Genomic DNA, 12,165 nt, shown 5'->3' with positions numbered 1-12,165 from the left:
TTCCTGATCCGTATGATCCTTCCTCAGTGAATCCACTCCACTCTCCCGTAGCCATCGGGGACAGGGCGGGCCTCCGTCAGGATGTCGAAGTCCTCCCCGGCGTCCAGGGCGCCGAGAATGCTCTGCAGGACCGCGCGGTCCAGCGTCCTGTCATCCGACGGGCGAAGGCCGAACACCGGACGCCGAAAGGACGGCCATGCGTTCGGCGGAAGCACCAGGGCGGTCGCGCCCGCCGGGTCTCTCCAGGCGTTGTGGGGTGGACGCTCCCGGTCCGCGCAGTGGTCGGCAAGCGCACGGGCGAGCGCCCGTTGTTCCTCCCACGGCACATGATGCCCCTTGTCGGAGGTCCAGAACCACAGATACCGCGCTCCGAGATCCGAAGCCAGAAGGAGGGCGCGCTCCGCAATCTCCCGGTCGCACTGCCCGTAGATGGAAGTGCCCCAGTCGCCACCGAACTGGCGAGCCGCCCCGCGCAGAAACGCGAAGTGCACGCGAAGCACCTCCTCGGCAGAGAACTCCCTTCGCTCGCCGAGGATCCGCTCCACCGCATCGGCGAACCGCCCCGGGCGGTATCTCCCTTCGTGCACGAATCCCGTGGCTCCCGCGCCAAACTGAAGATGCGCCGTCTCGTACAGCGCGTCCCAGACAGGAATGTCCTCCCGCACGACGGGCACGCCAAAAAGCGCGTGTCCCGACGCACGCAGTCTCCGCGCCAGTTGCCCCCGGCCGTACGGCCCCTCGGAGTCCAGCGTCTCCCGCACACGGCGATCCAGTTCGCTCGCCAGCGCCGTGGGGTCGCCCGCGGGCCGTTCCGGATCCCGGAGGAGCCGCACCGCCGGTTCGTCCGCGTACATCACCTGTCCGAGATAGTTGGACCGGAAGAGGTCCGCCGGGAATCGAAGGGGCGGATCCCCGCTCACGCCACGCAGATAGAACACGCTCTCCCCTCGCACAAACCCCTCCTGTTCGCCGAGCACGCGGAAGACATTGAATCCCGCGTCGATCATGGCTCGGAAGTCCGCCTGCGTGAAAGGCGCGTACTCGTACTCCTCGTCCGGCGGAAGACGCCCGCCGCCCGTGTCGCGATAGTACCGTCCCGTCCCCACCAGGCGGCCGGGATCGAGCGTCAGAACGCGCGCGTCGGCCCAGCGAGCCGGCGACCGATCGCCGGGCACTTCCTGCCGGTCAAAGCTCCGCCCCAGCCATCGGCACGACTCCGGGAATCCGGCTTCCCGCCGCGCCTCCGTGCTCGTGGGGAGAAACTCCTTCACGAAGTCGCGCCACGGCGGCAGGAGCGCGTGCCCCGTGACGGCATCCCGATAGTCGAGAACTTCCCCGGTCTCCGGGATTTCCAGAAGGTAGCGGAGGAAGGAGGGGCTCTCCTCCGGATCGAAGATCGGGAACCCGGACCCCAGAATGCGAACGCGAAAGCTCCTGCGCGCGGGAAGCACTTCGTCGGAGGAGGCGGGACGGAAGGACATCTCGAGCCACACGGCGCCCGAAGGCTCTCCCGGTGTCAAGCGCAGCACCAGCGTGTCCGGCGCATCCGTTGCGGCGACATACCACCCGGTTGTATCGGAGGGAATCGACTCCGCCGGGCGCCCTCCCCAGCCGGAGATCGCGAACACGGTGACTGCAAGCGCCGCAAGGCGAAGAACCACGAGGCCGAACCTCCGGAAAAGGGACCCCCCATTGGTCCGGGGAATCCCTCCGGTTGTCAAGAACGGCGGGGGCGGCGCCAGCCGACTACAGCCCCAGCTTGTCCTTCATGGCCTTCGTCACAGACCGCCCGATCACGATCCGCTGCACCTGATCCGTGCCCTCGTAGATCTGGCAGACCTTGACATCACGCATCAGCTTCTCCACCGGATATTCGCGGGAGTAGCCGTATCCGCCAAACACCTGCACGGCATCGGTCGTGATGCGCATGGCCGCTTCCGCCGTGAAGAGCTTCGCGATGGCCACTTCCGTGTTGTTCGCGATGCCTTCGTCGCACATCCACGCGCACTGCCAGGTCAGAAGACGCCCCGCCATGATGTCCCGCTGCATGTCCGCAATCATGAACTGGATGCCCTGATGATTTGCGATGGGCTTCCCGAAGGTCTTCCGTTCCAGCGCGTAGCGAGCGGCATGATCCATCGCATTCTGCGAAACGCCGACCGCGCCCGCGGCAATGGCCGGGCGCGTGTACTGGAAAGTCTGCATGGCGATGTAGAAGCCCTGCCCTTCCTCGCCAAGCCGGTTCTCCACGGGAATCTCCGCGTCCTCCATGATCACATCGCAGGTGAAGGAGGCGCGCTGCCCCATCATGTCCTCTTTCTTCCCGGTGGACACGCCCGGATGCGCTCGCTCAATGATGAACGCAGTGAGGCCCTTGTGCCCCTTGTCCGGGTCCGTCACCGCAAAGATCACGAACCAGTCCGCAACACCCGCACCGGTGATCCAACGCTTGCGCCCGTTGATGATGTACTGGTCGCCCTTCCGAACTGCCGTGGTGGTGAGCGCGGCCGGGTCCGAACCCGCCTCCGGTTCCGACAGCGCATACGCGCAGTGCGAGAACTCCTCTGCCAGTCCGCCGAGGTACTTCTTCTTCTGATCTTCGTTGCCCACCATCTTGGTGGGAACGATGGCAAGATTGTTGGCCAGGATGGAGAGGGAAATCCCCATGCATCCGTGAGCCAGCTCCTCCGCGATCAGACATTCTTCGATCGCGCCAAGGCCGATGCCGCCATACTCCTCGGGAATGATGCAGTTCATCAGGCCCAGTTCGTACGCCTTGCGGCCGATGTCCATGGGGAACTCCGCGGACTGGTCGTGATGCTCCGCGACCGTCGGCGTGATCTCCTTGTCTGAGAACTCTCTGGCGAGCTTGCGGATTTCCTCCTGCTCGGCGGAGAGCTTGAAACAGATTCCATCGCTCCCGTGGGCGCTCATCTTCATCCTCCGAAGGGCGAGTCTCGGGGCCCTTGAACCCGTTGTGAACCTTGCAGTTATGTCGAGAGACGAACAGGTCAAGATACCCGTGGCGCGCTCGAATCGTCAAGGCGGGGATCCTCCGGCGGTCCCCTGATCCGGCCAGCGACGAAGCGCCGCCCGCCCGGGCGCGGAGAGTGCCACTTCCTCCGCCTCGGCAGCGAGCACCCAGCGCAGCCGGGCTCCATCGGTTCCGGGGGGAGCCGGTCCGTCCGGCCATCCGCCGGGCGAGGCCCTGCGGACCGTGAGCCGAATCCGCCGGTGGGTCACCGCGTGTCGAAGCACTCCGAGCGTTTCCCCCACTTCCACCGGATGCGGAAGAAGCCCCGCGGCATCCGCTGCCCCGGCGTCGACGCGGGCGTCATCGCCCTCGAACGCGCCGGGAAGATCCCACAGCCCGGGGAGCAGTTCACTCTCCGGACGGCGGCGAAGAAGCACTTCCGGTCCCCGACGAACCAGGAGCGCGACCCGTTCGATGGCCACGGTCTTTCGGCGACGCGAGAGTTCGGGGAGTTCCGCCACGCGACCCTCCGCGAAGGCCGTGCAGGAGAGGCTCACGGGGCAGATATCGCAGGCCGGGGCGGCGGGCACGCACTGAAGCGCCCCGAACTCCATCTGCGCCTGATTGATCTCTCCCGGACTCCCCGCCTCCACCATCCGCCCGGCCAGATCCCAGAGGTCGCTCTTCGCCGGAAGCCGCGCGGGGTCCCCCCTCACTCCGAAGATGCGCGAGAGAACGCGGGTGACATTCCCGTCCAGGACCGGAGCACGAATGCCGAACGCAATGGACCGAATCGCGCCCGCGGCATAGCGGCCAATCCCCGGGATGGAGAGCACTTCCCGCTCGCCGGTGGGAAACCGCCCGTCGTACTCGCGCATGACCCGCCGGGCACCCTCGCGCAGGAAGCGCGCCCTGCGGTAGTAGCCCAGCCCGCTCCACGCCTCCAGCACTTCTTCCTCCGAGGCCGCCGCCAGCGAAGGAATGTCGGGGAAGCGAGCCAGGAACCGGGCGAAGTACGGGACGACCGTGTCGACACGCGTCTGCTGCAGCATCACCTCGGATACCCAGACGCGATACGGCGCCCGGTCCCGCCGCCAGGGGAGGTCGCGTGCGTGAGTCCGATACCATCGACTCAGCGCCTCCCGGCAGGTGGCCAGGCGGGATTCGTCCACCTGGAAAGGCGTGTCCACAGGCGACGGCAAGGGAACCTCCGTGCAGGGGGAGCCTCACTCTACCGGGTGACGCTGCCGAGCGCCATCTTGAGGCAGCACCCCGGCGCGGGACAAGACCGCGGGATTCTGCTATCCTCCCGCGCCCGCAAGGAGGAAGACCCGCCATGACCGAAAAGCTCACCCCCGCGCCGTCGCGTCCGCCGGTCCCGCCGGAGGATCTTCGCTGGCATTGTCCTCCGGAGTCGCTCCCGTTTGAGACGACCGCCGATCTCCCGGCGAACCAGACCATCATCGGGCAGGATCGGGCCATGGAGGCCCTCTCGCTCGGACTGGGCATGGATTCCCCCGGCTACAATATCTTCCTCGCGGGCTTCGTCGGTACGGGACGCGCCACCGCCATCCGCCATGTCCTCCAGAAACTGGACCGCGCGCAGACGCCGCCGCCGGACCTCTGCTTCGTCCATGACTTCTCGTCTCCGCTCACCCCCCGCCCGCTCTTCCTGCCCGCCGGGAAGGGACGCATTCTGCGAGACGGAATGTCCGCCGCCATCCACGGCCTTCGACGCGACATTCCGCACGCGCTGGAATCGGAGGCGTGCCGCGCGGAACTGAAACGGATCGTCGAGAAGTACCAGGCCGGGCAGCAACAGACACTCCGGGAGTTTCAGGGGAGCGTCGAAGCCGAGGGGTTCGCGCTCATTCAAGTGCAGATGGGAACGGCCACCAACCCGGACATCGCTCCGGTGGTGGATGGAGAGCCGCGCTCCTTCGCGGACCTGGAGGAGAGAGTCGAGAAGGGCCAGATGGACGCTGCCCGCGTGAAGGAGCTTCGCGAGAAGCGGGAGGCTCTCGCGGGAGGGCTGCGGACCATGGTCCAGACGCTGATGCGTGGCGATCGGGAAATGAACGCCCGCGTGGCCGAGCAGCGTGCCCGGTCGATCCGTCCGATTGTGACGGCTCAGATCGATGCGCTTCGCGAGGACCACGAAGGCAACGCGGGGGTGCTCGACCACCTCGACGATGTGGAAGCGCACATCATCGCGCACCTGGACTCCTTTGCGCGGCCGGAGGAAGGCGAGGGTGCGCCCCGTCCGGACCGACGCGACGAGACGGCCACGCGCTACGCCGTAAACCTGCTCGTGGACCACCACGACACGGACGCGGCCCCCGTCGTGATGGAGCACTCCCCGACGGCGCGCCACCTCTTCGGCATGCTGGAACGCGGGCCGGAAGGCGAGCTCGACGGCGCTCCGAGCCACCTGCACATCCGGCCGGGCGCTCTTCACCGGGCGCATGGCGGTTATCTGGTGATTCACGCCACGGACCTGTTTCAGGAGCCCGGTTCCGTGTGGAACGCGCTCAAGCGCACGCTTCGCACGAGCGAGCTTGAGATCCATGTGTCGGATGCCTCGGACCTGACCGCCCCTCCCGGACTCAAGCCGCAGGCCGTCCCGATCCGCGTAAAGGTGGTCCTGATCGGAGACGCGCACCTCTATCACGGACTCTACGCTCTCGACGAAGACTTCAAGAAGGTGTTCAAGATCCGCGCGGACTTCGATACGGAGATGACGAATACGACGGACCATGTTCGCCACTACGGGGAGTTCGTTCAGCGACTCGTTGCGGATGAAGGCATCCCCCCGTTCGATCGGGCCGGTCTGGCCGCGGTCGCGGAGTACGGGGCCCGGCTCGCCGGACGCAAGGACCGCCTGTCCACGAGATTCCACCTCATCGCGGATCTCGTTCGAGAGGCCGCGCACTTCGCCCGGTCCGCCGGGAAAGACCTCGTCACGGTCGATCATGTCTCCCGGGCCATGAGCGCGAAGGATTATCGGAACAACCTGTCGGAGGAGAAGATGGTCGAACTCATCCAGGAGGGTTCCATCTTCATCGACATGGCGGACACGAAAGTGGGACAGGTGAACGGACTCGCTGTCTATGAGTCGGGCGAACATGCCTTTGGCGTCCCGGCCCGCATCACCGCCACCGTGGCCCTCGGAAGCGCCGGGATCATCAACATCGAGCGAGAAGCGGAGTTGTCAGGGCACACTCATGACAAGGGTGTCCAGATCCTGTCCGGGTTCCTGCGGGCGCGATATGCGCAGGACAAGCCGATGTCGCTCAGCGCGTCGATCTGCTTCGAGCAGTCCTATCACGGTGTGGACGGCGACAGCGCGTCCTCTACCGAACTCTTCGCTCTGATGTCCGCGCTGTCCGGCATTCCGATTCGCCAGGAGATCGCCATCACCGGTTCTGTGAATCAACGCGGAGAGATCCAACCCATCGGCGGAGTCAACGAGAAGATCGAGGGCTTCTTCCACATCTGCAAAGGCGCCGGACTGACCGGCACGCAGGGTGTGCTCATTCCGGCGTCGAATGTCGCGGACCTCATGCTGGCGCAGGAGGTCGTGCAGGCCGTACGCGACGGGCTCTTCCATGTTCACGCCGTTTCGAACATCGACGAGGGGATCGAACTCCTCACCGGGGTGGCCGCCGGGGAGAGAAGCGGGAAGCGGCGCTATCCCGCACACACGGTGAACGGGAAGGTGGACGATCGGTTGCGTCGTCTGGCGCTGCAACTCCGCGAGTTCGGCGGGCACTCGTAGGAGGCCCTGCAAGAGCGCGGGCGGGGGTCGGAAGACCCATCGAGTCCTTGCAACGCACGCCTCTCAGAGATTCCGGGAGATCCCCACGGGACCGCGACCCTCCGCGGCCAGGTAATGTCGCAGAGCCTCTTCCGTGCTGGGGAACGCCAGTTCATCCCACGGGATCGAGTCGGAAGGAAACGCCTGCGCCTCCAGACTCTCCGAGAGCGCATGAGGCCTGCCGCTCACGACCGTCGCCCGGTACACGATGATCACGGCCGTCTGCCCGGGGAAGCTGTAGACGCCCAGAAGATCGTCCAGACAAACCTCCACGCCCGCCTCTTCGCGGGCTTCGCGGATGGCGGCAGCCTCCACCGTCTCCCCGCGATCGACATACCCTCCTGGAATCGTCCATTTCCCGAACCCCGGAGAAATGGCGCGGCGCATCAGAAAGACGCCGCCTTCCCAGCGGAAGATAACGCAGGCGGCCAGCTTCGGGTCGATGAAGTGGACATGCCCGCAGCCTTCGCACTCTCCCGGACGCCCGCGCAGGGCGCCGCCGCAACGGCCGCAGTATCGGGGCGTCATGCCGAGTGACCCGCAAACCACCCGTGCGCGGCCCGGGTGAGAATCTCCAGGCCGATTCCCAGCGAGCGTTCGTCAATGTCGAATCGCGGGTTGTGGTGCGGGGCCCCGCCACCATCCGGGCCGGAACCCACGAAGTAGAAGAACGCCGGGACCCTGGATGCGAAGGAGGCGAAGTCCTCGCCGCCGGTAGTGCGCACGCCGTGGATGACATTCTCCGCCCCGACGACTTCACGGGCCGCGACGCGCACGACATCGCCCATGCGAGGGTCATTCACCAGCGCATTCGTGAAGGGGCGGATCCTTGCGCGCCCCACTCCTTTCGTGCGGGAGGCAATCTCCTGATGGACGAAGCTCCGCACATCTTCCGAGAAGGTCCGGATTGTCCCGGAAAGCTCCACGCGTTCGGGGATGATGTTCGTCGCCTCCCCGCCGCGAATCCGGGTCACGCTGAGGACGGCAGTCTCGAACGGATCCACGCCCCGGCTCACGATCGACTGGAGGCCCAGCACGAGTTCCGCAGCCGCCACCACGGGATCCTTCGCCTGGTGGGGCATGGCCGCGTGTCCGCCCTCTCCTTCCACGACGATCTCGAAGTCGTCCACGGCCGCCATCACCGGTCCGTCGGTCACACCGACCACGCCCACCGGAGTGTCGTTCCACAAGTGAAGCCCGATCGCCGCGTCCACCCCTTCCAGCACACCGTCGGCGATCATCGCGTCCGCGCCTTCGCCGATTTCCTCGGCGGGCTGAAACGCAAAGCGCACCCTTCCCGGGGGCGGATCGCGCCGCAGACGCTCCGCCGCAACCAGGGCGATCGCGGTATGCCCGTCGTGGCCACACGCGTGCATGAAGCCGTCGTTTCGGCTGCGGTAGTCGGCTTCGCTGTCTTCCGTCACGGGGAGCGCGTCCATGTCCGCGCGCAGGAGCAGCATCGGTCCGCTCTCCCCTCCATCCGCGACAACGCCCGTCTGCCCGACCCCCTCGGTCACCCGGTACCCGAGTTCGCGCAGCCGTTCCGCAACGATGCGCGCCGTCCGTTCCTCACGGAACGCGGGTTCCGGATGGGCGTGAAAGTCCCGGCGAAGGCGAACGAGTTCCGCCATCTCCTCCTGCGGCGTCTTTGCGAATGCCCCCATCTGCCCTCTCCGATTCCCGGTTCGTCAGAATGCGCGACCGCTCAGGCGGAGGCGCGTCTGGAATCCCGCCCGCGAACCGGAAGAGGCTCCACGGGGACGACTTTCTCCCAGAAGGTGCCCGGCGGCGCTTCGCCCCGTTGGCTGAGACGCCGCTTCCAGGCTTCCGTCGCACGGTTGAATCGGTCGCGGGCCGAGACGCCCGGCGGCACGCGGCCATCGCGATCCCCCGGTGAGAAGGGCAACCCGTGCTCCTCCAGCCAGCGCGTGGCCTCTTCGATGGAGGTGGTCAGAAGAAGCCCCCCTTCGGTCGACTCCACGATTCCCTCCAGATCCTCGCGGGCGGAGACCCGGCGGAGCGCATCCTCTTCTCCGCGCAGGTAGATGTCGTCGCCGTCGCCCGTCTCCCACCAGAGCACCGACGCCCACCGGCGAACCGCGTCCACCACATTGGCGGGAGGATCGTTCTCCACCGTCTCCTCCAGAATCGCGAAAGTCTCCCCCGCCGTCATGCCCTCCTCCACCCCGCGGCAGACCGACTCCCTCGTAAGCGCATAGGTCCAGAACCGGTCCAGCGTGCGAAGCTCCGCGATGCTCCCGATCTTGCGATGAATCGTCGGCTCACACTCCTCGGGAATCAGCAGCTCGAAGTTGGGCTGCGCATAGGCACGCGGTCCCGCGGATGCGTTCTTCTTTCTGGGACGCCTGCGCCCGTTCCCGCGAAGCATCGACCAGGCGACCACCGCGCTCGCCGTGGGTCTCGCTACGCGCACCCCGGCGGAATCGGTCCCCGTGTGGATGAACCCCAGGTCCGCCAACAGGAACATCGACGCCGCCACCCAGCGATGGCCCGGGCCTTCGGCCGTCGCCCTGGAATGCGGACGGATGCGAAGCACATGGAACGAGCCGCGAAGTGCGCGATACCGAACCGCCTCCGTCAGAGAGTCCACCGAGACCCATCCCGTGTCTTTCCAGCTCACCAGAGCTTCGAGCGCCACGGTGAGATTCTCGTAGTTCTCCCGAAGGAAGGACAGAAGCAAGCTCTGACGATCCACCTCTCGCATCTCAGCCCATCGGGTCCAGGCGTGGGGGTCGACATGGAGTCTCTTCCCTCGCCGTTCCAGAAACCCCATCTTCCGGAACAACTCCACCATCCTGCCGAGGCGCCCCCGGATGAGACGCATGGAGTCGTGATCGCCATTGGCGCCCGGTTCCTGAAGGTAGGTATGGAAGAACTCCGCCATCCCCTCCAGATCCCGCTTCCAGATCCGGTCTTCCTCCGCCATGACGCGCGGCGGATTCCCGTGGAGATGGTTCAGCAGCGCGAGCACCAGCCCGTGCACGGACTGGCGTAGAGCGCTGGCGCCGGGGAGAATGTCGCCGTCGACCGGGTCCGGGATTCCGCGGATGCTGTCGCCCAGCGCTTCGGCCATTCCCTCCGGCAGGTATACCGTTCGACTGCCGATCATGTGGAGAATGTGCCGACGGCGGAGACTCATGAGAACCGGCCGCCACTCCTCCGCGGAGCGGGATCCACGGGACGCCATCTCGCGGAAGAGCCACCGCCTGGGCGCGATCCCCCCCACCTGCCGGAGTACGAACAGGAGATCGATCTCCTCCTCGGCCAGCCCGTCGGTCAACGCCTTGCAACCCTTTGCGCTGCGAAGGTGCGCGGAGAGTTTCTCCACCATCTCGGTTCGCTCGTAGCCGCGCTCATCGAGGAAGTGCTCGTGGAGAGACTGGAGATGCTCGAAGAGGAGTTCCTTCCCCAGAAAGTCCTCCAGCGTGCGCATCAAGTTCCCACCCATGCCGTGGGGTCCGGCTCCAGACCGGGCGCAAGAAATCGGTTCAGATCCGCAATCCCCTTCATGTCGAGGACACCGTAGCCGTACCCCTGTTCTGTCAGGAAGAGCTGCCGCTTCAACGCGAACTCCTGTTCACAGCTGTTCGAGGTGACCAGCGAATAGAACCGCGCCACCGACTCCTTCGGGCGGAGGATGCGCCCGAGTCGCTGCGCCTCTTCCTGTCGGGAGCCAAACGCCCCGCTCACCTGGATGGCCACATTCGCGTCCGGAAGATCCACGGCGAAGTTCGCCACCTTGGACACGACCAGCACGCGGATCTCCCCCCGGCGGAATGCATCGTAGAGCACTTCGCGCTCCGCCGAGGGAACCTGGCCGGTGATGATCGGGGCGTCGAGACGCTCTGCCAGCGTGCGAAGCTGGTCCAGATACCCGCCGATGATCAGCACATGATCTTCCGGATGCTGCTGAAGGATCCGGTCGACCACATCCCCCTTCACCGGGTTTTCCGCGGCGATCCGGTACTTCTTTCGCTTCTCCGCAGCGGCATAGGCGGGACGAATGTCGTCCGGGAAGGGAACGCGAATCTCTGAGCAGATGGCCTCCGCAATCCACCCGTGAACCTCCAGCTCCCGCCAGGGAACTTCGTAGCACTTCGGTCCGATGAGGCTGAAGACATCCGTTTCGCGACCGTCCTCACGGACCAGGGTCGCGGTAAGCCCCAGTCTTCGGCGAGTCTGGATTTCCGAAGTGGCGCGGAACACCGGGGCGGGAAGAATGTGAACTTCGTCGTAGATCACCAGCCCCCAGTTGACGCTGCGGAAGAGATCCATGTGCGGGAAGCCCCCGTCGCGACGACGACGGTGGGTAAGAATCTGATAGGTGGCGACCGTCACGGGCCGCACCTCTTTGGTGGCCCCGTTGTATTCGCCGATCTGATCTTCCGTGAGGTCCGTCTTTTCGAGGATCTCGCGAATCCACTGGCGCGCCGCCACGATGTTCGTGACGAGGATGAGCGTGCGCGCACCGGTCTGCGCCATGGCGCCGATCCCCACGATGGTCTTCCCCGCCCCGCACGGAAGGACGACAATCCCCTGTCCGCCCTCGGGACTTCCGTTTTGATGGAAAGCGTCGATCGAACGCCGCTGGTACGGACGCAGCGCGAACTCCTCTCCGGAGGAGAGCGTTTCCGCAAGTTGGATCGGCAGGGGGTCTCCGTCTTCGAAACCCACCAGATCCCGCGCCGGATAGCCGATTCCGGTCAGCGCCAGCTTGACCTCTCCACGATCCAAGGCTCGAACGCGAAGCTGGCAAGGCCCGTCCTTCCCGAGAATGAACGGCTGAAGCGCCGGGTCCGGGAAGACCTCGGCCGCTGTCGCCTGGTCCCGGACCGCCAGGAGAATCTCGCCGCGCCCCCCCGGGAGAAGCTCCACACGGCCGTAGCGGCCCATCTGGTTGCGGACTTCCGCCACCAGGTTCACAGGAAGAGGGTACCGGCTGTAGAGATCCAGGGTCTCGATCACCTCGTCCGCCTCTCGCCCGCCTGCGGCGGCATTCCACAGCGACAGCGGGGAGATCCGGTAGGTATGAACATGCTCAGGGGACTTCAACAGCTCCGTAAAGGGGAGCACCGCTTCCCGGGCCGCCTCCGCGTGAGGATGATTCACTTCCAGAAGAAGCGTGTGGTCGGACTGAACGATCAGCGGATTGTCCATCGAGGGGTTCATTCGCTTTCCCGGTCTCGGGAGGGTGCGTCGCGGGTTTCCCCGCGCCGGACGCGGATACGGCAGGGAAACAGGCTATATGCTGGGTCGTCCGGAGTCAAGGAACCTGCTGCGGGCGGACTTGTCCGGGTTCCGGGTGACGCCGCAATCCCGTGCGGCTCCACATCTTCCGGAAGACGAGGCGGCC

The 12,165-nt window shown here is 66.0% G+C and carries 8 protein-coding genes; 1 reads left to right on the top strand and 7 read right to left on the bottom strand.

Going from position 1 to position 12,165, the window contains the following annotated elements:
* Window positions 1-23: 23 nt before the first annotated feature.
* The 3 genes from QF819_10780 to mutY form a co-directional block, all read right to left on the bottom strand.
* On the bottom strand, window positions 24-1,661 hold the full coding sequence (locus tag QF819_10780) for a hypothetical protein (GenBank protein ID MDP6803634.1): 1,638 nt from the start codon (window positions 1,659-1,661) through the stop codon (window positions 24-26).
* Window positions 1,662-1,746: 85 nt separating this feature from the next.
* The gene (locus QF819_10775) at window positions 1,747-2,910 is read right to left on the bottom strand and encodes an acyl-CoA dehydrogenase family protein (GenBank protein ID MDP6803633.1); all 1,164 of its coding nucleotides are present in this window, start codon (window positions 2,908-2,910) and stop codon (window positions 1,747-1,749) included.
* Between the two features lie 129 nt (window positions 2,911-3,039).
* A complete protein-coding gene (gene mutY / locus QF819_10770) occupies window positions 3,040-4,176 on the bottom strand; it encodes an A/G-specific adenine glycosylase (GenBank protein MDP6803632.1) in 1,137 nt (378 codons plus the stop codon).
* 134 nt (window positions 4,177-4,310) lie between these two features.
* Here mutY and QF819_10765 point away from each other — a divergent pair, with 134 nt between their 5' ends.
* On the top strand, window positions 4,311-6,752 hold the full coding sequence (locus QF819_10765; protein ID MDP6803631.1) for an ATP-binding protein: 2,442 nt from the start codon (window positions 4,311-4,313) through the stop codon (window positions 6,750-6,752).
* A gap of 63 nt (window positions 6,753-6,815) precedes the next feature.
* Here QF819_10765 and QF819_10760 read toward each other — a convergent pair whose 3' ends face one another.
* The 4 genes from QF819_10760 to QF819_10745 are packed head-to-tail and all read right to left on the bottom strand — an operon-like array spanning window position 6,816 to window position 11,981.
* Complete coding sequence (locus QF819_10760; protein ID MDP6803630.1) at window positions 6,816-7,319, bottom strand: NUDIX domain-containing protein; 504 nt, start codon at window positions 7,317-7,319, stop codon at window positions 6,816-6,818.
* Window positions 7,316-8,455, bottom strand: coding sequence for an amidohydrolase (locus tag QF819_10755; protein MDP6803629.1), 1,140 nt, complete (start codon window positions 8,453-8,455; stop codon window positions 7,316-7,318). Before QF819_10755 ends, QF819_10760 begins: the two co-directional genes overlap by 4 nt.
* 41 nt (window positions 8,456-8,496) lie before the next feature.
* Entirely contained in the window at window positions 8,497-10,248 is a 1,752-nt protein-coding gene (locus QF819_10750) for a hypothetical protein (protein MDP6803628.1), read from the bottom strand.
* On the bottom strand, window positions 10,245-11,981 hold the full coding sequence (locus QF819_10745; GenBank protein MDP6803627.1) for a DEAD/DEAH box helicase: 1,737 nt from the start codon (window positions 11,979-11,981) through the stop codon (window positions 10,245-10,247). Before QF819_10745 ends, QF819_10750 begins: the two co-directional genes overlap by 4 nt.
* Between the last annotated feature and the right edge of the window lie 184 nt (window positions 11,982-12,165).

The organism is Gemmatimonadota bacterium, from assembly GCA_030747075.1.
In the GTDB taxonomy this organism is placed as follows: domain Bacteria; phylum ARS69; class ARS69; order ARS69; family ARS69; genus ARS69.
Note: the sequence above shows the minus strand (reverse complement) of the source record. Positions and strands in the feature narration are given on the sequence as shown.

Bases quoted from the DNA above. Each gene is read 5' to 3' on its own strand.
- QF819_10765 (MDP6803631.1), top strand. From the start codon at position 4,311: ATGACCGAAAAGCTCACCCCCGCGCCGTCGCGTCCGCCGGTCCCGCCG.
- QF819_10760 (MDP6803630.1), bottom strand. From the start codon at position 7,319: ATGACGCCCCGATACTGCGGCCGTTGCGGCGGCGCCCTGCGCGGGCGT.
- QF819_10755 (MDP6803629.1), bottom strand. From the start codon at position 8,455: ATGGGGGCATTCGCAAAGACGCCGCAGGAGGAGATGGCGGAACTCGTT.
- QF819_10745 (MDP6803627.1), bottom strand. From the start codon at position 11,981: ATGAACCCCTCGATGGACAATCCGCTGATCGTTCAGTCCGACCACACG.